Origin of the sequence: Streptomyces antioxidans (assembly GCF_000968685.2) — a bacterium.
In the GTDB taxonomy this organism is placed as follows: Bacteria; Actinomycetota; Actinomycetes; order Streptomycetales; family Streptomycetaceae; genus Streptomyces; species Streptomyces antioxidans.
The window spans coordinates 10857-33022 of sequence record NZ_LAKD02000003.1 but is presented as its reverse complement, the minus strand read 5'-3'; the positions used below and the strand labels follow the sequence as shown (position 1 = coordinate 33022).

The window sequence follows — 22166 nt, the reverse complement described above, 5'->3', positions numbered from 1 at the left end:
GCTCAGCGGTGGCTCACCCAGGCCTTCCGTATCTCCTTCCAGCAGCGCTCGGCGAGCCGCACATACTGGGCCGGGCCGACCTCCACCGGGCGGGCGTCCATGTCCGGGTCCCACCAGTGGGCGCATTCGACATGCAGCTGCACCCGGTCGGCGCGGGGATTGGGGTTGAAGCAGCTGGCCGTGGCGTGCGAGCCGCGCACCGTGGTGCTGCAGGCGGCCTCGCGGTGCCGGGGCCGGTCCTGCGCGGCGGAGCTGGAGGCGGCGATGACCAGACCCACCGTGGCGACGAGCAGCACCGCGGCCGCGACACGGCGGGTCGTACGCATGCGGGACCTCCTCGGCCGTGCCGCTGGCGCTGGACGCATCGGGAGTACCGGGGGCACCGGGGTATGGGGGTACGGGGGAATCGGCCGTATCGGGCGTTACGGGGCGTATGACTCCAGAGTGCGTGTGCCCACCACCCGTACGCGCGCCCTGCTCCCCCGAACGGGTGAACACGGACGCGGAACGGCCGCCGCCCCGGACCCGCGGTGCGCGGGAGCGGGACGGCGGCCGTCGCACGGAAACGCCGTGGGCGCCGCCGCGGGCTCAGGCACCCATCATGTGCACACCGCCGTCGACATGCACGATCTCGCCCGTGGTGCGCGGGAACCAGTCGGACAGCAGGGCCACGACACCGCGGCCGGCGGGCTCCGGGTCGGTCAGGTCCCAGCCGATCGGGGCCCGGTGGTTCCACACGTCCGCGAGCTCCTCGAAGCCGGGGATGGACTTCGCGGCCATGGACTTGATGGGCCCGGCGGAGACCAGGTTGCAGCGGACGTTCTGCTCGCCGAGGTCGCGGGCGAGGTAGCGGCTGGTGGACTCCAGCGCCGCCTTGGCCACGCCCATCCAGTCGTACTTCGGCCAGGCGAACTGGGCGTCGAAGGTCAGCCCGACGACCGAGCCGCCGCGCGGCATCACCGGCAGGCACGCAGTGGTGAGCGCCTTGAGGGAGTAGGCCGAGACGTGCACGGCCGTGCCGACGTCCTCCCAGGTGCCCTCGAGGAAGTTGAACGCGCCCTGCGGGCCGAAGGCGATGGAGTGCACCACGCCGTCGAGGCCCACGCCCTCGCCCAGGTGCTCGCGCACCTTGTCGGCCAGGCCGTCCAGCTGCTCCTGGTTCTGCACGTCGAGCTCGATGACCGGGGCGGGCTTGGGCAGCCGCTTGGCGATCCGCTCGACGAGGGAGACCCGGCCGAAGCCGGTGAGGATGACCTCGGCGCCCTCCTCCTGGGCCAGCTTGGCGGCGTGGAAGGCGATGGACGCCTCGGTGATGACGCCCGTGACGAGGATGCGCTTACCGGCGAGAATTCCACTCATGACGTTCAGTGACCCATGCCCAATCCGCCGTCGACGGGGATGACGGCTCCAGTGATGTACGCGGCCTCGTCGGAGGCCAGGAAGCGGACCGAGGCGGCGATCTCCTCGGGCTGCGCGTAACGCGCGAGCGGTACCTGCTTCACGATGTTCTCGCGCTGGTCGTCGTTGAGCGCGCGCGTCATGTCCGTGTCGACGAATCCGGGCGCGACCACATTGACGGTGATGTTGCGCGAGCCCAGCTCACGGGCGAGGGAGCGGGCGAAGCCCACCAGGCCCGCCTTGGACGCGGCGTAGTTCGCCTGACCGGCCGAACCCATCAGCCCGACGACCGACGAGATCAGCACCACCCGTCCCTTACGGGCCCGCAGCATCCCCCGGTTGGCCCGCTTGACCACGCGGAACGTGCCGGTGAGGTTGGTCTCGAGTACGTCGGAGAAGTCCTCCTCGGTCATCCGCATCAACAGCTGGTCGCGGGTGACCCCGGCATTGGCCACCAGGACCTCGACCGTGCCGTGCTTCTCCTCGATCTCCTTGTACGCCTGCTCGACCTCCTCCGGCTCGGTGATGTCGCACTTGACCGCGAGGAAGCCGGCCGGTGGCTCACCGGACCGGTAGGTGATGGCGACCTTGTCGCCAGCGTCCGCGAAGGCACGGGCGATGGCGAGGCCGATGCCGCGGTTGCCTCCGGTGACGAGAACCGAGCGGCTCAAGGGACCACCTTCTCTTGTCGATCTCTGTCGATGTTCCTGCGGGACGTCACGGCGCGTGCCGACCCCTACCCCCGCAAACTATCGGGCCAAAGCGCTCGAGGAGGAATCGGGCACCCACAGGGGCGCGTGCCCCTCCCTGTCGACTTCCTACAGAAGCCCGGTGCTCACTCCGGCGGGGGCCCAGTGGTCACCGGGCCCCCGCCGGACGCGATCGCGCCCTCTCCGTCACCCGGCCGCGCGTCACCAGCGGACGGCCGTGAAGTCGATCGGCCGGGGCCGCAGCAGCGCCGTGCGCTCCGCCAGCGCCCGCAGTCGCCGTGACATCTCGTCGGCGTCCAGACGGCACCGGTCCCCGTGCCCCGGCAGGATCCACTCGCACCGCAGCCGTCCGGCCACCCTCGTCAGTGAGGCGGCCAGCTCCTCAATGGAGTACCAGGTCACGCTCTCCGCGACGGCCAGATCGCCGATCGCGCGCGACCAATAGATGCTGTCACCGCTGAAGCAGTACCGGTCGTCCGCGAGGTAGAGCACACTGCCCCGGGTGTGGCCCGGCAGTGGATGGGCCGTGACCCCCTCGCCGATCTCCACGGGCTCCGTCCCCCGGATCACCCGGTCCGCGTCGGGCGCCGCGTCCAGGTCGCCCTCGTGGATCCACAGCCGGGCGCCGAAGTGGTCCGCGTAGCGACGGCCGTGTGCGGCGTGGTCGCGGTGGGTCAGCAGCACATCGGTGACGGGGCCCGGCGCCGCGTAACGCCCGGCCAGCTCGCGGCTCCAGCGCGGCGTGTCGATCATCATCGCCGTGCCGGACGGCCGCGGCAGCAGAAAGGAGTTGGCCCCGGCGGTGTGCTGGGAGTTGTGGCCGCAGATCAGCACCCCATCATCCAGCGCCATGGGGAACGGGTCGAACGCCCGGACCGGCTGGCCGGACGCCTGTCGGATCGAGCGGGTGGGGCAAGCGAAGACGGCCGCGTGCAGGCGCCGCGTCTCCGCCTCATCGCGCGGCTGACGCACGATCTCCGACTTCCCGCCGACCTCACTGATCAGCTCGGGTGCCAACTGCCGGGCGACATCGCAATTGGTACAGCGCTGGTCCACGTACCAGTCGTCCATGACCGCTCCTTCCAGGGATACGGCCCTGCGCTGGACCGCCCTTCCAGGGTCGGCCACCCGCGGACAAAACCGGTAGACCCCGCCGATCTTGTACTTCCCGGCCAGGACCTCTCTCACCGACCCGTGGCCCCCCGGACGAATGACCAGAAAATGCCCGTCATTTACCCATTGAGATCCATCGAGACTCATCGATACGCATCAAGACGCATGCTTCGCGATCTCTTGACGAGTTTGGTTCAGACCTTTAAGTTCACCTCGCTCATCTGCGAAGTTCACCCCCCACCCGCGACAGCGGCATCAGCCGCACAGCGAGGAGCGCACATGCCGGAGAGCCCGGAGAGCAGAGACATCACGTCCAAGAAGACGAAAGCGTCCGTGGCCATACGGCTACTGGTGCTGCTGGCCACGCTGTTGGGGCTGGCGGTCGCGCCCGTCCACGCGACGGCGCGCGGCACGGCCGCGCCGTTCAAGGTGCTGGCCCTGTACAACGGGACGTGGGACGCCGCCCACATCAACTTCGTCCACGAGGCGAACGACTGGTTCCCGAAGCAGGCCGAACAGAACGGCTTCACCTATACGGCGAGCAACGACTGGAACCAGCTCAACGACATCGGGACCGACGACTACCAGGTGGTGCTGTTCCTCGACGACCTGCCGCAGTCCGCCGCCCAACGGGCCGGATTCGAGCGCTATATGCGCGCGGGCGGCGCCTGGATGGGGTTCCACGTGGCGGCGTTCACCACCGAGGCGCAGAGCTGGCCCTGGTACCACGACGAGTTCCTCGGCAGCGGCAACTTCACGTCCAACACCTGGGGCCCGACCACGGCCACCCTGCGGGTCGAGGACCGGACCCACCCGTCCACCAAGGCGCTGCCCGCCACCTTCACCTCGTCGGTCAGCGAGTGGTACAGCTGGTCGAAGGACCTGCGGCAGAACCCGGACATCAAGATCCTGGCCTCCATCGACCCGAGCAGCTTCCCGCTGGGCACCGACCCCGACCAGACCTGGTACGACGGCTACTACCCGATCCTGTGGACGAACAGCAAGTACAAGATGCTGTACGCGAACTTCGGGCACAACGCGATGGACTACGAGCACAACACCCCCCTGTCGTCCACCTTCGCGAGCGAGACGCAGAACCGGTTCCTGCTCGACGGGCTGAAGTGGCTCGGCGGTGCGGGGTGACCCCAGCCTGAAAACCCCCGGCACAGGCGGCCGCTCCGGGCAACCGGGGCGGCCGCCTTTCCATCACGCCGCGTCGCACGGCGGTCACCACTGGTGTCAGTCACCTGTGCGAAGATGGCCCGCATGTTTGGGGGAGGGGACAGCAGACCACCTGGTCAGGCGGGCAGAACGACACTGGCGGACCTCGTTCGCCAGGAGACCGCCGCGCGGATGCCGGAGCGGGAGAAGTGGGCGGCGCTACGGAAGGCGCGGCTGTACTTCCAGCGTCCGGAGGAGCCGGGCTTCCTGGTCTCGGAGACCGCCGAAGGCGGCCCGCTCGTACCGGTCTTCACCTCGCTCGAAGGGCTCGCGCGCTTCGCGGGGGCGTGCGGCTGGGCGTCCACGACCGTCGAGGACCTGGTGGGCCTGTTGCCCGAGGGCGTAAGGGCGCTGGTGGATCCGCTGGGCGAGCGCCCCTTCCTGCTGGACGCGCGGACGCTGCGCGACACGGACGGCCAGGAAGCGGAAGGCCGCGAGGAGGGGGCAGAGCGTGGCGGATCCTGACGCCCGGAATGTGCACCGCGCCCCCAGCGAGGGCGGTGAGCACGGCAAGTACGGCGGCAACGAGGGTGCCGACGGCTACAAGATCGAGATCGAGTCGGTGAAGGGCCTGATCGCCCCGCTGGAGGAGTCGGTCGTCGGGGCCCGTGCCGTGAAGAACGGCCAGGAGAAGCTGGCGGCCCATCTCCAGCACTGCGGCGCGCCCGAACTCCTGGAGTCGGGCAAGAACTTCCTCAGCGCATGGGGCTTCGGCATGGGCGAGCTGGCCGATCACGCGGACGCGGTGGTGGAGCGGCTGTACGAGGCGATAGCCGGGTACATGCTGGCGGATCTGATGCGGATCAAGGACTTCTGGCCCTCGGACGCGAACATGGCCAAGCTCCCCTCGGGCGCGGCGGGCACGTGGTCGTGGGAGCACGTGGGCGCGCCGGAGATGGAGAAGCGCCCGGAGGACACGGCGCTGTCGAAGTTCGCGCGCGGGTTGCAGCGTGAGTACGGGGACGAGTCCTGATGGGCGATCCGGACGCGGGGCGGCCCCCGCAGATACGGATACCGGAAGACGCGGGGCCCGAGGATCTGATCCCCGGCAATCCGGATGACATCGACGATCTGGTGCTGGAGCTGCGCGCGTACGCGGGCGCGTTCCAGGACGGCAAGGACAAGCTGCGGCCGCTGGAGCTGACGGACTGGTCGGGCGAGGGCGCGAGCGAGTTCCGCAAATCGGTCGACCGGCTGCCGAAGGAACTGACCTCGGGCCATGACCAGTTCACCCATGCGGCGAGTGCGCTGGCGGCCTATGCCACCAAGCTGCGGTCGGTGCAGAAGCGGTGTGAGCCGATCATCGAGGAGGCGGACGCGGCGCGTGCGGCGTCCAAGGCGCACGGCAAGAAGGTCGAGTCGTACAACGACGCGGTGACGCGCGGCGACGAGCAGCTGCCGGAGAAGCCCTCGGAGACCGATCCTGGCGTCTCCGCGATGGAGGGGTGTATCGGTCGGCTGGACAAGCTGATCGAGGAGCTGCAGCTGGTCGTCGACGCGTCGAAGAAGAAGATCGACAAGGCGGCGGAGAAGGCCCCGGACAAGCCGAGCAACTGGCAGAAGGTCGGGAGCGGCCTCAAGGACGGGCTGTGGAAGGTCCACCACGGCATCCTGGGCGTGGCCGAGCTCCCCGCCTCGCTCATCGAGGGCGACCCCCAGGGCTTCGCGATGCAGCTGGCGGGCATGACGGACGGTGCGGCGTACGCGGCCCAGCACCCCAAGGAGTTCGCGAAGGCGGTCACGAACTGGGACATGTGGTCCAAGAACCCGCTGCGCGCGGCGGGCGAGATCACCCCGTCGCTGCTGCTCGCCCTGGCCACCGGCGGTGCGAGCGTGCTGCGCAAGGAGCTCCGTACGGGCGGCACCGCCGCCCAGCGGCTGGCGGCCCGCAGACGGGCCCTGGGCCGGGACGGCGAGGCGTCGGGACGGGCGGACAGCGAGGGCACGCACGACCGGCACGCGCGCGACAGGAACTGCGAGGGCGACCCGGTCGACATCGCGACCGGCGAGATGGTCCTGCCGGCCACGGACGTGTCACTGCCCGGGGCGCTCCCCCTGGTCCTGGAGCGCACCTTCGTCTCCGGCCACACCTGCGGCGGCTGGTTCGGCCGCACCTGGGCGGCCACGCTGGACCAGCGGCTGGAGCTGGACGCGGACGGGATCGTGTTCGTCACGGCCGACGGGATGGTGCTGCGCTACGGGGTGCCGACGCCGGGGGAGGACACCTATCCCGCGCGGGGCCCGCGCTGGCCGCTGCGGTGGGACGGCGCGGCGGGCGGCACGATGCGGATCGAGATACCGGAGCAGGCCCGCACGCTGCGCTTCACCCCGCTGGGCGGCAACGGCAATGAGCTCCCTCTCGAGGCGATCGAGGACCGCAACGGCCGGACCATCACCTTCGCCTATGACGAGGACGGCACCCCGCGCGAGGTGGCGCACTCCGGCGGGTACCGCATCGCGGTCGACGCCGATCCGGAGCTGGCGCGCGTCACGGGGCTGCGGCTGCTGGGCGTAGGTGGCGGGGAGGGCGAGGGTGGCGGGGGCACCACGCTGGTCTCCTTCGGCTACAACGGCGCGGGCGACCTGACCGAGGTCTTCAACTCCGCCGCCGAGCCAATGCGGTTCACCTACGACGACCAGCACCGCGTCACCTCGTGGACCGACCGCAACGGCACCAGCTTCGGGTACGTCTACGACCACCGGGGCCGGGTGCTGCGCACCATCGGCTCCGACGACATGATGACCGGCCGCTTCCACTACGACGCGGCGGCCCGCACCACCGTCTACACGGACTCGCTCGGCCACCGCGTCACCTATGTCTTCGACGAGGCGTACCGGACGGTGGCCCGCACCGACGCCCTGGGCCACACCACCCGCACCGAGTGGGATCCGGGGGCGCGCCGCCTGCCGCTGTCGGTGACGGATCCGCTGGGCCACACCACGCGCTACGCGTACGACGACTCCGGCAATCTGATACGTGTCGCCCGCCCGGACGGCACGGTGGCCACGGCCGCGTATGACGCGTACGGCCTGCCGCTGGAGGTCCGGGAGCCGGACGGCGCCGTGTGGCGCCACGCCTATGACGAACGGGGCAACCGCGTCCGGACGACGGACCCGACGGGCGCGCGGACGCACTACGCCTACGACGGTTCGGGGAACCTGACCTCGGTCGTCGATCCGCTGGGCCATGCGGTGAACGTGGTGTGCGACGCGGCGGGCCTGCCGGTCGAGGTCACCGACGCACTGGGCAATACGACCACGGTCCGCCGGGGCACCCATGGCCGCGTCACGCGGGTCACCGACGCCCTGGGCCAGGTCACCCGCCAGGGCTGGACCATCGAGGGCAAGCCCGCCTGGCGCATCCGGCCGGACGGCAGCCGCGAGACCTGGACCTGGGACGCCGAGGGCAACCTCGCCGAACACACCGACCCCGCGGGTCACACCACCCGCCACACCCACACCCACTTCGACCTCCCGGCGACCCGGACGGACCCGGACGGGGCGACGTACGCCTTCACCTACGACACCGAGCTGCGGCTGACGGCGGTGACCAATCCGCAGGGCCTGAGCTGGACCTATGCCTACGACGGGGCCGGGCGGCTCACCTCAGAAACCGACTTCAACGGCCGTACGCTGTCGTACGAGCACGATGCGGCGGGCCGCCTGACATCCCGGACGAACGGCGCGGGCGAGGCGCTGGCCTACGCGCGTGACGCGCTGGGCCGCACGGTCGCCACGCGTACGGCGGACGGCACGGAGACGGCGTTCGCGTACGACGCGGCGAGCCGTCTGGCGCGGGCGGCGAACCCGGACACGGAGCTGAGCCGCACGTATGACGCGCGGGGCCGGATTCTGACGGAGACGGTGGGCGGCCGTACGACGTCGTACGCGTACGACGCGGCGGGCAACCGCACGGAGCGGACCACCCCGAGCGGCCTGCGCTCGACCTGGACGTACGACGCGGCGGGCCGCCCGACGACGCTCACCACGGCGGACAACGTGCTGAACTTCACCCATGACGCTGCGGGCCGGGAGGTGGTACGCACCTTCGGCGACGATGTGACCCTGACCCAGGCGTGGGACGCCCTGGACCGCATGACGGGCCAGACCGTCACCGGCCCGGCCAACGCCCTCATCCAGCACCGGGCGTACGCCTACCGCCCGGACGACCACCTCACCGAGATCCGCGAACTGACCTCCGGCACCCGCCGCTTCGACCTCGACCCGGTCGGCCGGGTGACGGCGGTCCACGCCCACGGCTGGACCGAGACCTACGCCTACGACGCGGCGGGCAACCTGACCCATGCCACGGCTCCGGGGCATGAGGCGCCCGGCGACCGCGAGTTCACCGGCACGGTGATCCACCACGCGGGCCGCACCACGTACGAACACGACGCCCAGGGCCGCCTGACCCACCGCACCCGCCGCCTCCTGAACGGCCAGACCCGCACCTGGACCTACACCTGGAACGCGGAAGACCGCCTCACCGACGCGACCACCCCGGACGGCGCCCGCTGGCACTACACCTACGACCCGCTGGGCCGCCGCACCGCAAAACAACGCCTCGCGAAGGACGGCACGGCCACCGACCGCCTCGAGTTCACCTGGGACGGCACCCGCCTGGCCGAACAGACGGCGACCGACGGCACAACGCTGACCTGGGACTACGCCCCAGACACCCACCGCCCCCTGACCCAAACCGAGCACCAAGAATCCGGGACCCGCTTCCACGCGATCGTCACGGACCTGGTCGGCACCCCCACGGAACTGGTCACGCCTGACGGGGAATTGGCCTGGCAACACCGCACCGCCCTCTGGGGCACAGCGCTCCCCACCCCACCTGGCGCGGCCGACTGCCCCCTCCGCTTCCCCGGCCAATACGCCGACCCGGAAACCGGCCTCCACTACAACTTTTTCCGCCACTACGACCCCGAAACAGCCCGCTACGCCTCCCCCGACCCCCTGGGCTTGCAGCCCGCCCCTAATCCGAGAACTTACGTTCACAATCCAGGTGGACAGACTGACCCGTTGGGGCTCGCACCGGATTGCCCGCAAGAAAACAAGAACCATCGGTACCGGAGAGATTCGAGAGGAGTGGATGAGATATTCGAAAACGGCTTCTCCCCGAAGGGGGACAATATGAGCCTGGAGGAGCACGTTTACGGAATCTCGGGGGTACATACAGCAGAATCCGGGTATGTGGCCACCTCCCTATCAAAATCTCACGCATTCAGTCGCTTTGGATCAAGCAGCGATGGCCACGTCTATATAGTCGACACCGCCGACGATGGCATCGACGTGAATAAAGCACTACCCGGAAACCCCAGCGCCCACGAAAAGGAGATCGCCTTCCCGAGGAAAATCCACTCCTCTGATATCGTTGGAGCTTGGGATAGGTTTCACAACTGGATTCCAAACCCTCACTACAAAGGACCAGAGTGACAACGGTAAGTACGCTCGTCGCACAAAACAGGTCCGGCGCGACGGAGTCTGTTCAGGTAGAACTACTCGGGACACACCCGCACAGAATCGCCTGCACGAGAGAGAGCGGCATCAGGTCAGAATTCGAGGCAGGGAATTACTTTCGGTGCCTCGCACTCTTCAGGGAAGAGTTGGAGAAGGAAGGACTTCTGCTCTGCTGCCAAGGCGCACGGCTGGATATCACGCTGAGCGGCATGCAAGCACAGATGTCGGACGGGCTGTACGCCTACACGTTCGACCCCAGGAATCGCACCGTGAACCAAACAGAGGTTTACATTCTCGATCCAGCACCCTGCTCAGAGGTTGGCACCCTGGAGGAGCAGCGTCAGGCAATCTACGCTCTCCATGGCTTGCCGGGACCCAAAGACCAGCACTGATGGTGCCCTCATTTCGGCCATGCGGACTTTCGGTTGGAGCGGGTAAGGAGTGCCACGTGACGGTTGCGGGACGCCAAGCCCCCGGGGCCTCCGACATCACGAATGTGGTCAACCCGCTCGGTGTGGCCGACTCCGATAAGACCGGACCACTTGCCGCCAACAGCGGTCAGCGGGTCAGCGGTCCTCGGGATAGGTCCGCAGGTCCGTGGTGGCAAGGGTCCAGTCACCGATGGTCACCTCGTCGCCAAAGGCGTAATCGCTGCGGGTGCGGTAACGGGGGCCCTCACCGCCGAGCCCGGGACCCGGATCGGACAGGGCCGCGATGGTGCCCTTCCGTGGATCGACGAGAAGATAGAGAGGGATGCCCATCGCCGGGTAGTCGTGCATCTTCTCGACATAGTCGGTGGAGTGATTCGACGGCGAAACGACCTCGGCGACCAAAGCGACATCGCGAGGATGGAACGGCGCCATCGTGTTCTCTGCAAACACCGCGTCCGGAACTACGATCAGATCAGGGCGCCGAAGTTTCCCAAGAGAGGCATCTTCCACCTCACCGCCTGTGTGAGCGACCAGAAACGACGGGATCTGCCGGTCAAGCTGCTGGCGGATACGCAGAGCGATGAACTCGTGCGGACGTGAGGGCGACATCATCATGACGATCTCGTCACCACTGATCTCATAGCCCCGGAACGGATCCGGCGCGTGCTCGGCGAGCCGCTCCGCGATTTCCCGTAGACGCCCGTACTCCACGGCCGACGCTCCTTCACCACGGTGGACCTGCTCGTCTGTGTCTCCATCATCGCGCATCGTCGGCTCCAGTGTCTCCCGTGACCTGCTGCGACCGGCACTCCTCGGACGCGAGAGCGTATTCGCACCACACCGTCTTTCCGACGTTCCGCTCCGCCCCCCCACTTCGACGCCAGCGCGTCCACAAGCAGCAGCCCACGTCCGCCCTCGGCCTCGTCTCCTTGGTCACGGAGCACAGGGCACCGCCCGTCACGGGCGTCGGACACCTCGATACGGGCCGAGGCGGCGGCCCGACGGCCATCGGGACCGGGCGGCGGCTGAACACTGAGCCGCAGATGAAAGTGCCGACCGGGCACATGCCCGTGGCTCACGGCGTTCGCCGTGAGTTCGCCCGCGATCAGCGCGAGGCCTTGCGAGGCGTCGCTGTCCCGGGTAATGCCCCACTCCTCCAGTCTGTGAACGACAAGGCGCCGGGCGAGCCGGGCACCGCGCCGGGAAAAGGTGAAGAACATCTCGAACGTACTGCTAGGGGGATTTTCGCCATTCACGTCACCGAGCGTGGCGAAGCGCGCCTAGCCTGACCAGACGAGCGGCGGGTACACAGGGTTGCGGTACGGGCACGGTCGGTGCCCGTACCGGAGGACTGCCGTGACGGCGAGGGCAAGCGGGGACGCCGGGTGCCACAGCCGGACTTCCTGGACGCGGCGGACGAGGCACTGGAGGCATTCGGGGTGCTGCGGGCGGCCAGGGAGGAAGTCGCCAACGCACAGCTCCCGGCGTTCTTCCGGGGCGCGGCACGGCTGGAGGCGCAGGCAGTCGAGTTCCACGCGTACGAGAACCAGGTGATCAACGGGTTGCTCCAGACCGGCGATTACGCCCGCGCCATCTTCACGATGCAACGCCCGATGCTGAGCGAGGAGACCATCGAACAGCGGGTGACCGCCCGGTTGGCCCGGCAGGAACTCATCACTCGGCAACCCCCGCCCATCATGAGCTTCGTGACCGAGGAGGCCGTGTTGCGCCGACCCTGCGGCGGAACATCGGTGATGCGCGCGCAGTTGGAACACCTGCTGCACCTCGGCCAGACGCGGAACGTAGACCTTCAGGTCATGCCGACGAGGGTGGATGAACATGCCGGAGCGGGCGGCCCATTTGCCTTGCTGGAGCCCAAGGGGCGCCAGATGATGGCCTACGCAGAGGTCCAGGACATCAGCAGGTTGCTGACGGACCGCAAAGCGGTCCGCACGCCGGAACAGCGCTACGGGATCATCAGAGCCGAGGCTCTCACGCCACGGGAGTCGCTGGCTTTCATCGAGAAACCGCGGGGAGAAACGTGAACAACAACGACATCGAACTGTCGTGGTTTAAGAGCAGCTACAGCAGCGGTGAGGGCGGCATGTGCGTCGAGGTGGCCGCCACCGCCGACACCGTCCACGTGCGGGACTCCAAGAACCACCACGGAGCACAGCTCGCCTTCTCCATACGCGAGTGGGACGCGTTCATCGGTCGTCTCACGGCTGAAGAGTTCGGCGCGTAACCGCCCGTTCGGCCGCCCTGGACGACCGGGGTGGCCGTTGTTCGACCCGGCGGCAATTACCGCGCCCCACCCCGCACCGGCATGGTTCACTGCCGACGGAACGCTGAACGCAGACCACGACGAAGAGGAGCCGCCCGTGGGGCACGAGATTGATCCGTCCTTCCTCGCGCTGCCGCTCAGGGCGCTCGCGGACGCGGCGCTCGCGCGGGCGCGGGCGCTGGGGGCCGGGCATGCGGACTTTCGGTTGGAGCGGGTGCGGAGCTCCGCGTGGCGGTTGCGGGACGCCAAGCCCGCGGGGGCGTCCGACATCACCGATCTGGGGTATGCGGTGCGGGTCGTGCACGGCGGGGCCTGGGGTTTCGCCTCGGGGGTGGACCTGAGCATGGACGCCGCCGCGCGAGTCGCCTCGCAGGCGGTGGCGATGGCGAAGCTGTCGGCCAAGGTCATCGAGGCGGCGGGGTCCGACGAGCGCGTGGAGTTGGCGGACGAGCCGGTGCACGCCGACCGGACCTGGGTCTCGTCGTACGAGGTCAACCCCTTCGACGTGGCCGACTCCGACAAGACCTCGCTGCTCGCCGAGTGGAGCGGGCGGCTGTTGCGGGCCGATGGGGTCGCGCACGCGGACGCGTTGCTGCTGACCGTGCAGGAGAACAAGTTCTACGCGGATACGGCGGGCACCGTGACCACCCAGCAGCGGGTGCGGCTGCATCCGCAGCTCACGGCGGTGGCCGTGGATCCGGCGAGCGGGGAGTTCGACTCGATGCGCACCCTGGCCCCGCCGGTCGGGCGCGGCTGGGAGTATCTGACCGGCGGACCCGGCGGACCCGGCGCGGGCGGCTGGGACTGGGACGCCGAGCTGGCGGAGATCCCGGAGCTGCTGGCCGAGAAGATGCGCGCGCCTTCCGTCGAGGCCGGTTCGTACGACCTGGTGGTGGACCCGTCCAATCTGTGGCTGACCATCCATGAGTCGATCGGCCACGCCACCGAGCTGGACCGCGCGCTCGGCTACGAGGCGGCGTACGCGGGTACCTCCTTCGCCACGTTCGACCAGCTGGGAAGGCTCAAGTACGGCTCCGAGGTCATGAATGTGACCGGCGACCGCACCGCCGAGCACGGGCTGGCCACCATCGGCTACGACGACGAGGGCGTGGCCGCCCAGTCCTGGGACCTGGTGAAGGGCGGCACCCTCGTCGGCTATCAGCTGGACCGCCGGATCGCCCGGCTGACCGGCTTCGAGCGGTCCAACGGCTGCGCCTTCGCCGATTCACCGGGCCATGTGCCGGTGCAGCGGATGGCGAACGTATCGCTCCAGCCCGCCCCCGGCGGCCCCTCGACGGAGGAGCTGATCGGGGACGTCGAGAACGGTCTGTATCTGGTCGGCGACCGCTCCTGGTCGATCGATATGCAGCGGTACAACTTCCAGTTCACGGCGCAGAGGGCGTATCGCATCAGAGACGGCGCTCTCGCCGGGCAGGTGCGCGACTTCGCCTACCAAGCCACCACCACCGACTTCTGGGGCTCGATGACGGCCGTGGGCGGCCCGGGGACATATGTCCTTGGCGGCGCCTTCAACTGCGGCAAGGCCCAGCCGGGGCAGATCGCGGCGGTCTCGCACGGCTGCCCGTCGGCGCTTTTCCGCGGCGTCAACATCCTCAACACCACCCAGGAGGCCGGACGATGAGCGCGCAGCCCCATGAGATCGTCGAGCGCGCCCTGGAGCTGTCCCGCGCGGACGGCTGTGTGGTGATCGCCAACGAGACCTCGACAGCCAATCTGCGCTGGGCGGGCAATGCCCTGACGACCAACGGCGTCACCCGCGGCCGCACCCTGACCGTCGTGGCCACCGTGGACGGCGGGCAGGGCACCGCCTCGGGTGTGGTGTCCCGGTCCGCGGTCACCGCCGAGGAGCTGGAGCCGCTGGTCCGGGCCGCCGAGGCGGCGGCCCGGGAGGCGGAGCCGGCCGAGGACGCCCAGCCGCTGGTGGAGCGGGATCCGGGCGCGGCGGTCTCCTCCGGCTTCACCGACTCCCCCGCCGTGACCACCTCGGAGGTGTTCGGCGCCTTCGCCCCCGCCCTCGGCGAGTCCTTCGCCCGGGCCCGCGCGGGCGGCCGGGAGCTGTACGGATTCGCCCACCACGAGCTGGTCTCCAGCTATCTGGGCAGCTCCACCGGGCTGCGGCTGCGCCATGACCAGCCCACCGGCACGCTCGAGGTCAACGCCAAGTCACCGGACCGTACGCGTTCGGCCTGGGCCGGGCGGGCCACCCGCGACTTCACCGATGTGGACCCGGCCGCGATCGACGCCGAGCTCGCCCGGCGGCTCGCCTGGGCCGAGCGGAAGGTGGAGCTCCCGGCGGGCCGTTACGAGACGCTGCTGCCGCCGAGCGCGGTGGCCGATCTGCTGCTCGACCAGCTGTGGTCGTCCTCGGCCCGGGACGCGGCCGAGGGCCGTACGGTCTTCAGCAGGCCGGGCGGTGGCACCCGGGTCGGCGAGAAGCTGTCCGAGCTGCCCTTCACGCTGCGCAGCGACCCGGCCGCGCCGGGTCTTGAGGCGGCGCCGTTCGTGATCGCCCACTCGTCCGGGGACGACGCGTCGGTCTTCGACAACGGTCTGCCGCTGTCCGCCACCGACTGGGTCCGTGACGGGGTGCTCCAGCAGCTGGTCACCACCCGGCACACTGCCGCGCTCACCGGGCTGCCGCTCGCCCCCGCCGTCGACAACCTCATCGTGGACGCGGGCGGCACCCGCTCGCTGGAGGAGATGGTCGCCTCGACCGAACGGGGACTGCTGCTGACCTGTCTGTGGTACATCCGCGAGGTCGACCCGGCCACCCTGCTGCTCACCGGGCTGACCAGGGACGGCGTCTATCTCGTGGAGAACGGCGAGGTGGTCGGCGAGGTCAACAACTTCCGGTTCAACGAGTCACCGGTGGACCTGCTCTCCCGAGCCACCGAGGCGGGCCGCACCGAGCGGACGCTGCCGCGGGAGTGGAGCGACGACTTCAGCCGCACCGCGATGCCGCCGCTGCGCATCCCGGACTTCAATATGAGCTCGGTCAGCAAGGGGGTGTGAGGAGCCGAATAGACTGGTCCACGCCCGTCCGTATCCATCCGTATCCGTTTCGTCTATCCCCAGGAACGCCATGACACGCCTCGGCGAATCCGTCGCCCGCGCCAGCGAGCTCCTCAGCCAGGACCTCTCCTCCGACAAGACCGTCGAGCGGCTGCTCGAGGAGACGGGCTCGCGGCGCTATATCGATCTGACGGACCTCTCGCCGCTGGAGCAGGCCGAGCTGATCGCGTCCCGTACGGTCGAGATCCTGCCCGGCGTGGCGGAGCTGGCCAAGCGGATCGAGGAGCGCCGCGGCGCGGGCCAGGGCCTGGCCATCAAGCTGGGCATCGACCCGACGGCCGCGGATGTGCACCTCGGCCATGTGGTGCCGATGATCATCCTCAACCGCTTCCAGCGCATGGGACACGACGTCACGCTGCTGATCGGCGACTTCACGGCCAAGATCGGCGACCCGTCGGGCCGTACGGCGGAGCGCCCGCCGCTGACCGACGAGGACATCGCACGGAACCTCGCGGGCTACCAGGACCAGGTCCGGCCGTTCTTCGACTTCGAGAAGGTCAGCTTCCGGCAGAACAGCGAGTGGCTGGCGCCGTACACCTTCCCGGAGCTGTTGGGGCTGCTCTCCCAGGTGCCGGTCTCCCAACTGCTGCAGCGCGAGGACTTCCGCAACCGGCTGGCGGCGGGCTCCGGGCTGACCATGTCCGAGCTGCTCTACCCGATCGCCCAGGCCCTGGACTCGGTGGCCCTGGAGTGCGATGTGGAGCTTGGCGGCGCGGATCAGCTGCTCAATCTGCAGATGGGCCGCAAGCTGATGGAGCTGCGCGGGCAGCGGCCGCAGCTGGTGGTCACGATGCCGCTGATCGAGGGCACGGACGGCACCGGCGCCAAGATGTCCAAGTCCAAGGGCAACTACGTGGCGCTCTCCGCGACCGCCGACGATGTCTTCGGCAAGATCATGTCGATTCCGGATCGGCTGATGAAGCCGTACCTGGAGGCGTGGACCGAGTGGACGGACGCGGAGATCGCCGCCGCGACCGCCCGGGTCGAGGAGCGGTCGCTGCACCCGATGGATCTGAAGAAGGTCCTGGCGGGCGAGGTGGTGGCGGCGCTGTACGGCCTGGAGAAGGCGATGGCGGCCCGTGCGGGCTTCGTCGCCCAGTTCTCCAAGAAGAGCTTCACCGACGTCGAGACGCCGGTGGTCGACGCCGGTGAGCACGGCGCCGAGTCCATCGCGACGGTGCTGAGCAAGGTGTTGGAGTTCCAGCCCAGCGCCTCGGCCGCCCGCAGGGTCGCCAAGCAGAACGGTCTGCGGCTGGTGATCGAGACCGAGGGCGGCCAGGAGTCGGTGGTGCTGCCCGAGGCCCAGGCGGTGCGCCCGCTGGCCGAGGTGGTCGCGGAGACGCTGGCGTCCGCCGGGCTCACGGGAGCCTCCGGCGCGGTCTACCTCAAGGCCGGGCGGAAGATCGCCCAGGTGGGCGGGGTGTAGTCCGCCCGGCCCGCGAGGGACCAACCCGAGCGGCGGCCGGTGCGCGTCCACCACGCGCACCGGCCGTCGCCGTCGCGCACCGGGTCCGTTACGCCTCCGGCCCGTTACGCACCGGGTCCGTTACGCACCGGATCACACGCCGTCGCGGCCCTCAGGTCGTACTGCGTTTGCGTCCGCCACCGCGGATCGAGTGCCATAGCGGAGTGCCCAGGGCAACGATCAGCACGGCTCCCGCCAGCTGGAGCAGATGCCGGATCCAGTCGAAGCCCCCGGTATGCCTGACCCCGATCCATCCGGCCACGGCATTGCCCAGAATGCTGCCGAGGATGCCGTAGACGCAGGTCAGCCAGAGTGGAATGGCCTGTTTACCAGGCAGGATCGCCCTGGCGATCACACCGAGGATCAGGCCAAGAACGATCGCCCATAGCCAGTTCATGTCGCCTCCCTGACACGCGGCGAGGGGATGCAGATCCCTTCCAGTGTTCGGCCACTTCGCGTACGGCGCACGCCGGAGAGCCGGTACCCCCCTCCGACGTGGCCGGTGGGGGCACCCATCAGGGTGCCCCGGTCTCGAACCGACAGCAGGCGCGGCGTAACGTTGAGTACGTCCCAGAGCGGGGGCAGCCCGCTCGGTGATCAGGTGGTGGAACGTGATGCGGAAGCACGGCGATGCGGAAGTGTTCCGGATCACCGGAGCGCGGCAGGGGCTGGCCGACGATGTGCGCGGTCGGCAGCGTCGCTATGTGATCTCGATGTCGGTCCGTACCCTCGCGGTCGTGCTGGCGGCGGTGTTGTGGAACGTGGAGCGCCATGTGGCCGTCGTGGCCCTGGTACTCGGCGCGGTGCTGCCCTACGTCGCGGTCGTGATAGCCAACGCGGGCCGGGAGAACGCCACTTCGCTGCCCACCACCTTCGTCCCGACTCCGCCCCGTCCGATGCTGCTCGCCGGGCGCGGAGAGGGACCGAGCGATCCCCATGGGGCGGAATCCGTCCCGGAGGACGTCGGACATATCAGCGAGCCTGGACCCGGTGAGCGTGGCTGACCTGGCACGTTTCCGTAAGCTCAAGAAAACCTCAGATCAATAGTGCAGTACCGGTGCACCGGGCCCCATCCCTCGTGACATACTGCGTACGCGCTCCGCATCCCCCGTCGGAGCGACGGACCGACGCCGGGCGGCTCCCCCCGTGGCTGCCCGGCGTCGTCATGTCCGGCGTGGCTTTCGTAGAGTCTGCGGTGTGAACACCCGCGAGACCGCCGCCGAGACCGACACCGTGATCTGCTCCGCCAAGGGCTGCCACGCCCCCGCCGTATGGGTGCTGGCCTGGAACAACCCCAAGATCCATACCCCGGAGCGGCGCAAGACCTGGCTCGCCTGCGAGGAACACCGCGAATATCTCTCGGAGTTCCTTGGAGTGCGGGGCTTCCTCAAGGACGTGGTGACGCTGGAGGAATGGTCGGCCGCCGAAAACCAGTGACCGGCCGCCGAGGCCCCCGAGGCCGTCGAAAACCCGTGATTGGCCCCCGAGGCCCGCCGAAAACCCGCGCTCAGCCCCCGATCGCCGACATCGGCCGGTCCGGCTGGAGGAACGACGGGTCATCGAGCCCGGATCCGGCCTTCTTGCCCCACATCGCCAGCCGCCACAGCCTCGCGATCTCCTCGTCCGGGGCGCCGGAGCGCAGCGCCCCGCGCAGATCGGACTCCTCTCGGGCGAAGAGGCAGGTGCGCACCTGTCCGTCGGCGGTCAGCCGGGTGCGGTCGCAGGCGCGGCAGAACGGGCGGGTGACCGAGGCGATGACGCCGACCCGGGCCGGGCCGCCGTCGACCAGCCAGCGCTCGGCGGGCGCGGAGCCACGCTCGTCCTCCTCCTCGGGGGTGAGGGTGAAACGGGTGCGCAGACTGGCCAGGATGTCCCCGGCGGTGATCATGCCGTCGCGCTTCCAGCCGTGTTGCGGATCGAGCGGCATCTGCTCGATGAAGCGCAGCTCATAGCCGCTTTCCAGGGCCCAGGCAAGCAGCTCTGGCGCCTCGTCGTCGTTGAGCCCGGGCATCAGCACGGCATTGACCTTCACCGGGGTCAGCCCGGCGGTGCGCGCCGCGTCGAGGCCGCGCAGCACATCGTCATGGCGCTTGCGCCGGGTGATGGCCTGGAAGACCTCGGGACGCAGGGTGTCGAGCGAGACATTGACCCGGTCCAGGCCCGCGTCATGCAGGGCCTGGGCGGTGCGCTGCAGACCGATGCCGTTGGTGGTGAGCGACATCCGGGGGCGCGGGCCGAGGTCCGCGCAGCGCTCCACGATGCCGACCAGACCGGGGCGCAACAGTGGCTCACCGCCGGTGAAGCGGACCTCGGTGACCCCGAGCTCGGTGACGGCGATCCCGATCAGCCGGACTATCTCGTCGTCGGTGAGCAGATCCGGCTTTGCGAGCCACTGCAGGCCCTCTTCCGGCATGCAGTAGGTGCAGCGCAGATTGCAGCGGTCGGTCAGGGAGACACGCAGGTCGGTGGCTACGCGACCATAGGTGTCGATCAACATGGTGGCGGCCCCTCCACGGTTGGCGTGCGTGCACTGCTCAATTGTCTCGCAGCGTACGCGACGGGTGTGACATGGAGGGGCCGCACGGGTGGGCGGCGCCGGTCAGTGGGCGCCGTGTCCGGTGAGCGAGCGCACCTCCAGCTCGGCGTACTTGTCCTTGTCGGGCTGCTCCTTGGAGACGATGGTGCCCAGCCAGCCGAGCAGGAAGCCCAGCGGGATGGAGATCAGCCCGGGGTTCTCCAGCGGGAACCAGTGGAAGTCCACGTCCGGGAACATCGAGGTCTCCTTGCCCGAGACGACGGGCGAGAAGAGCACCAGGAGGACCGAGGAGATCAGTCCGCCGTAGATGGACCACAGCGCGCCCTGGGTGGTGAAGCGCTTCCAGAACAGGCTGTACAGGATGGTCGGCAGATTGGCGGAGGCGGCGACCGCGAAGGCCAGTGCCACGAGTCCGGCCACGTTGAGATCTCGTGCGAAGACGCCGAGCACGACGGCGACGGTGCCGATGCCGACGGTGGCCCAGCGCGCCGCCGAGATCTCCTCCTTCTGGGTCGCCTCGCCCTTGCGGATCACATTGGCGTACAGGTCGTGGGCGAAGGACGACGAGGAGGCGAGGGTGAGCCCGGCGACCACGGCGAGGATCGTGGCGAAGGCCACCGCGGAGATCACCGCGAGCAGGATGGCGCCGCCCGTGGAGTCCGGTCCGCCGCCGATCTCCTCGGCGAGCAGTGGCGCCGCGGTGTTGCCCGACTTGTTGGAGGCGATGATGTCGTCGTGCTTGAGCAGCGCGGCGGCGCCGAAGCCCAGCGCGATGGTCATCAGGTAGAAGAGGCCGATGATGCCGATGGCCCAGTTGACCGAGTTACGGGCGGCCCGGGCGGTGGGCACGGTGTAGAACCGGATGAGGATGTGCGGCAGGCCCGCGGTGCCCAGGACCAGGGCGATACCGAGCGAGATGAAGTCCAGCTTGGTGGTGGCGTTGAGCCCGTACTTCAGCCCGGGTTCCAGGAACGACTCTCCGATGCCGCTGTTCTTGGCCGCCTCGCCCAGCAGGTCGGAGATGTTGAAGTGGAACTTCAGCAGCACCAGGAAGGTGATCAGCAGCGTGCCCGCGATCAGCAGCACGGCCTTGACCATCTGCACCCAGGTGGTGCCCTTCATGCCGCCGATGGTGACGTAGAGGATCATCACGACGCCGACGAGGACGACGATGAGGATCTTCCCGGCCTCGCTGGTGATGCCCAGCAGCAGGGAGACCAGCACCCCCGCGCCCGCCATCTGCGCCAGCAGGTAGAAGATCGAGACGACGATGGTGGAGACGCCCGCGGCGGTGCGCACCGGGCGCTGGCGCATCCGGTAGGCGAGCACGTCGCCCATCGTGTAGCGGCCGGAGTTCCGCAGCGGCTCGGCGACCAGCAGCAGGGCCACCAGCCAGGCGACGAGGAAGCCGATCGAGTACAGGAAGCCGTCGTAACCGGAGAGCGCGATGGCGCCGGCGATGCCGAGGAAGGACGCGGCGGACATGTAGTCGCCGGAGATCGCCAGGCCGTTCTGGAAGCCGCTGAACTGGCGGCCACCCGCGTAGAAGTCGGTGGCGTCCTTGGTCTGGCGGCCCGCCCAGACGGTGATGCCCAGGGTCGCCAGGACGAAGACCGCGAAGAGCGTGACGATCAGCGGCCGGTTGTCCGAGGCGCTCTCGGCGGCGAGCAGGTAGGGGCTCATGAGCGCTCCTCCAGACGGGACTTGATGGCCTGGGCGCGGGGGTCCAGCTTGGTGGCGGCGTGCCGGGAGTACCACCAGGCGATGAGAAAGGTGGTCAGGAACTGCGCCAGCCCGAACACCAGGGCCACATTGATATGGCCGACGATCTTGGTGCCCATGAAGCCGCCCGCGTAGTTGGACAGCAGGACGTAGAGCAGGTACCAGCTGACGAACGCGATGGTGAGCGGGAAGGCGAACGAGCGGTGGGCACCGCGCAGTTCGCCGAACTCCGGGCTCGCTTGCACCTCAGCGTAGGCAGAACGGTCAAATTGCCGCGGATCGTCGGGGCGATCGTTGGCCGGTGCGGTATCCACGGTCTCTCCTGGTGAGTGGGTCCTAAGGGAATGCGTAACAGTGGCTAGTGATCCAGATCACGCATGGTAGGACGGCGCGGACCTGTACGACAGGGTCCGGTTGATTGAGAGACGGATAAGAATTCGGGGGACGGATCGGCGCCGGGTACTGTGGCGGGTTTTCTTCCGGAATGCATTGATGTCCGACCTTGATCAGCGATAGCTTCCTTCGTCATGTACCCGCCCAGCCGCGCACGGCGTTCGGGCGGCCCGTACGGATGATGTGGAGACCCCATGGCTCATCTGAGATCGGCTCCTCCAAGACCCGGACGGCGGGCTTCTGACGGCCCGTCGGCCCCGCACCACGCTCCGCACCACCCCCTCACCACTCCCCGCCGCCCCTGCCCCGTTTCCGCGGCGTCCCGGGGCATCGA

The 22166-nt window shown here is 69.1% G+C and carries 21 protein-coding genes and 1 pseudogene; 12 read left to right on the top strand and 10 right to left on the bottom strand.

Features of this window, described 5'->3' with window-relative positions; all coding sequences use genetic code 11:
* Positions 1-2: 2 nt before the first annotated feature.
* From VT50_RS02500 to VT50_RS02485, 4 genes are all read right to left on the bottom strand, one after another.
* Positions 3-326, bottom strand: coding sequence for a hypothetical protein (locus tag VT50_RS02500; protein WP_046088971.1), 324 nt, complete (start codon positions 324-326; stop codon positions 3-5).
* A gap of 262 nt (positions 327-588) precedes the next feature.
* A complete protein-coding gene (fabI, locus tag VT50_RS02495) occupies positions 589-1359 on the bottom strand; it encodes an enoyl-ACP reductase FabI (protein WP_046088970.1) in 771 nt (256 codons plus the stop codon).
* Positions 1360-1364: 5 nt separating this feature from the next.
* The gene (gene fabG / locus VT50_RS02490) at positions 1365-2069 is read right to left on the bottom strand and encodes a 3-oxoacyl-[acyl-carrier-protein] reductase (RefSeq protein WP_046088969.1); all 705 of its coding nucleotides are present in this window, start codon (positions 2067-2069) and stop codon (positions 1365-1367) included.
* A gap of 240 nt (positions 2070-2309) precedes the next feature.
* On the bottom strand, positions 2310-3179 hold the full coding sequence (locus VT50_RS02485) for a 4Fe-4S domain-containing protein (protein WP_046088968.1): 870 nt from the start codon (positions 3177-3179) through the stop codon (positions 2310-2312).
* A gap of 321 nt (positions 3180-3500) precedes the next feature.
* Between VT50_RS02485 and VT50_RS02480 the strand changes: the two are divergent.
* The 5 genes and pseudogenes from VT50_RS02480 to VT50_RS38935 form a co-directional block, all read left to right on the top strand.
* A pseudogene (locus tag VT50_RS02480) lies at positions 3501-4358 on the top strand (ThuA domain-containing protein); the annotation flags it as partial.
* Positions 4359-4574: 216 nt separating this feature from the next.
* Positions 4575-4907, top strand: a complete 333-nt coding sequence (locus VT50_RS02475) for an SseB family protein (protein WP_046088966.1) — start codon at positions 4575-4577, stop codon at positions 4905-4907.
* Positions 4894-5415 (top strand): hypothetical protein, encoded by a 522-nt coding sequence (locus tag VT50_RS02470; RefSeq protein ID WP_053048726.1) that lies wholly within the window; start codon positions 4894-4896, stop codon positions 5413-5415. Before VT50_RS02475 ends, VT50_RS02470 begins: the two co-directional genes overlap by 14 nt.
* Positions 5415-9884 carry a putative T7SS-secreted protein gene (locus VT50_RS02465; protein ID WP_107424713.1) on the top strand — a complete coding sequence of 1490 codons (4470 nt, stop codon included), beginning with the start codon at positions 5415-5417 and terminating at the stop codon, positions 9882-9884. The genes VT50_RS02470 and VT50_RS02465 overlap by 1 nt, the downstream gene beginning before the upstream one ends.
* Before the next feature lie 170 nt (positions 9885-10054).
* Positions 10055-10300, top strand: coding sequence for a hypothetical protein (locus VT50_RS38935; protein ID WP_143645168.1), 246 nt, complete (start codon positions 10055-10057; stop codon positions 10298-10300).
* 174 nt (positions 10301-10474) lie between these two features.
* Here VT50_RS38935 and VT50_RS02460 read toward each other — a convergent pair whose 3' ends face one another.
* Together VT50_RS02460 and VT50_RS41140 are read right to left on the bottom strand one after the other, a co-directional pair.
* Positions 10475-11050: a Uma2 family endonuclease gene (locus VT50_RS02460; protein WP_046088965.1), complete on the bottom strand. Its 576-nt coding sequence runs from the start codon at positions 11048-11050 to the stop codon at positions 10475-10477.
* Positions 10951-11559: an ATP-binding protein gene (locus tag VT50_RS41140; RefSeq protein WP_338058303.1), complete on the bottom strand. Its 609-nt coding sequence runs from the start codon at positions 11557-11559 to the stop codon at positions 10951-10953. The genes VT50_RS02460 and VT50_RS41140 overlap by 100 nt, the downstream gene beginning before the upstream one ends.
* A 165-nt stretch (positions 11560-11724) precedes the next feature.
* Between VT50_RS41140 and VT50_RS02450 the strand changes: the two genes are divergently transcribed.
* The 5 genes from VT50_RS02450 to tyrS all read left to right on the top strand — a co-directional run bounded on the left by VT50_RS02450 (position 11725) and on the right by tyrS (position 17142).
* Complete coding sequence (locus VT50_RS02450; RefSeq protein ID WP_075200482.1) at positions 11725-12384, top strand: DUF5753 domain-containing protein; 660 nt, start codon at positions 11725-11727, stop codon at positions 12382-12384.
* On the top strand, positions 12381-12584 hold the full coding sequence (locus tag VT50_RS02445; RefSeq protein ID WP_046088964.1) for a DUF397 domain-containing protein: 204 nt from the start codon (positions 12381-12383) through the stop codon (positions 12582-12584). The genes VT50_RS02450 and VT50_RS02445 overlap by 4 nt, the downstream gene beginning before the upstream one ends.
* Positions 12585-12720: 136 nt before the next feature.
* On the top strand, positions 12721-14265 hold the full coding sequence (locus tag VT50_RS02440) for a TldD/PmbA family protein (protein ID WP_046088963.1): 1545 nt from the start codon (positions 12721-12723) through the stop codon (positions 14263-14265).
* Positions 14262-15656, top strand: a complete 1395-nt coding sequence (locus VT50_RS02435) for a metallopeptidase TldD-related protein (RefSeq protein ID WP_046088962.1) — start codon at positions 14262-14264, stop codon at positions 15654-15656. Before VT50_RS02440 ends, VT50_RS02435 begins: the two co-directional genes overlap by 4 nt.
* Positions 15657-15726: 70 nt before the next feature.
* Positions 15727-17142 (top strand): tyrosine--tRNA ligase, encoded by a 1416-nt coding sequence (gene tyrS, locus VT50_RS02430; protein ID WP_046088961.1) that lies wholly within the window; start codon positions 15727-15729, stop codon positions 17140-17142.
* Positions 17143-17293: 151 nt separating this feature from the next.
* On the opposite strand, the gene VT50_RS02425 is transcribed toward tyrS, so the two are convergent.
* Positions 17294-17578 (bottom strand): GlsB/YeaQ/YmgE family stress response membrane protein, encoded by a 285-nt coding sequence (locus VT50_RS02425; RefSeq protein ID WP_046088960.1) that lies wholly within the window; start codon positions 17576-17578, stop codon positions 17294-17296.
* A gap of 217 nt (positions 17579-17795) precedes the next feature.
* Here VT50_RS02425 and VT50_RS02420 point away from each other — a divergent pair, with 217 nt between their 5' ends.
* The gene (locus VT50_RS02420) at positions 17796-18185 is read left to right on the top strand and encodes a DUF3099 domain-containing protein (protein WP_046088959.1); all 390 of its coding nucleotides are present in this window, start codon (positions 17796-17798) and stop codon (positions 18183-18185) included.
* Positions 18186-18378: 193 nt separating this feature from the next.
* Positions 18379-18618, top strand: coding sequence for a hypothetical protein (locus VT50_RS02415; RefSeq protein ID WP_046088958.1), 240 nt, complete (start codon positions 18379-18381; stop codon positions 18616-18618).
* A 70-nt stretch (positions 18619-18688) separates the two neighbouring features.
* Here VT50_RS02415 and moaA read toward each other — a convergent pair whose 3' ends face one another.
* The 3 genes from moaA to VT50_RS02400 form a co-directional block, all read right to left on the bottom strand.
* The gene (moaA, locus tag VT50_RS02410; RefSeq protein WP_046088957.1) at positions 18689-19678 is read right to left on the bottom strand and encodes a GTP 3',8-cyclase MoaA; all 990 of its coding nucleotides are present in this window, start codon (positions 19676-19678) and stop codon (positions 18689-18691) included.
* A 102-nt stretch (positions 19679-19780) separates the two neighbouring features.
* Positions 19781-21400, bottom strand: coding sequence for a solute symporter family protein (locus VT50_RS02405; protein ID WP_046088956.1), 1620 nt, complete (start codon positions 21398-21400; stop codon positions 19781-19783).
* Positions 21397-21753, bottom strand: a complete 357-nt coding sequence (locus tag VT50_RS02400; protein ID WP_046088955.1) for a DUF485 domain-containing protein — start codon at positions 21751-21753, stop codon at positions 21397-21399. Before VT50_RS02400 ends, VT50_RS02405 begins: the two co-directional genes overlap by 4 nt.
* Positions 21754-22166: the final 413 nt, after the last annotated feature.

Excerpts from the sequence above, each read along its gene's own strand:
- VT50_RS02420 (WP_046088959.1), top strand. The coding sequence starts at position 17,796 with ATGCGGAAGCACGGCGATGCGGAAGTGTTCCGGATCACCGGAGCGCGG.
- VT50_RS02485 (WP_046088968.1), bottom strand. The coding sequence starts at position 3,179 with ATGGACGACTGGTACGTGGACCAGCGCTGTACCAATTGCGATGTCGCC.
- VT50_RS41140 (WP_338058303.1), bottom strand. The coding sequence starts at position 11,559 with ATGTTCTTCACCTTTTCCCGGCGCGGTGCCCGGCTCGCCCGGCGCCTT.
- VT50_RS02425 (WP_046088960.1), bottom strand. The coding sequence starts at position 17,578 with ATGAACTGGCTATGGGCGATCGTTCTTGGCCTGATCCTCGGTGTGATC.
- VT50_RS02500 (WP_046088971.1), bottom strand. The coding sequence starts at position 326 with ATGCGTACGACCCGCCGTGTCGCGGCCGCGGTGCTGCTCGTCGCCACG.
- VT50_RS02465 (WP_107424713.1), top strand. The coding sequence starts at position 5,415 with ATGGGCGATCCGGACGCGGGGCGGCCCCCGCAGATACGGATACCGGAA.
- VT50_RS02475 (WP_046088966.1), top strand. The coding sequence starts at position 4,575 with ATGCCGGAGCGGGAGAAGTGGGCGGCGCTACGGAAGGCGCGGCTGTAC.
- moaA (WP_046088957.1), bottom strand. The coding sequence starts at position 19,678 with ATGTTGATCGACACCTATGGTCGCGTAGCCACCGACCTGCGTGTCTCC.
- VT50_RS02435 (WP_046088962.1), top strand. The coding sequence starts at position 14,262 with ATGAGCGCGCAGCCCCATGAGATCGTCGAGCGCGCCCTGGAGCTGTCC.
- fabI (WP_046088970.1), bottom strand. The coding sequence starts at position 1,359 with ATGAGTGGAATTCTCGCCGGTAAGCGCATCCTCGTCACGGGCGTCATC.
- tyrS (WP_046088961.1), top strand. The coding sequence starts at position 15,727 with ATGACACGCCTCGGCGAATCCGTCGCCCGCGCCAGCGAGCTCCTCAGC.
- VT50_RS02405 (WP_046088956.1), bottom strand. The coding sequence starts at position 21,400 with ATGAGCCCCTACCTGCTCGCCGCCGAGAGCGCCTCGGACAACCGGCCG.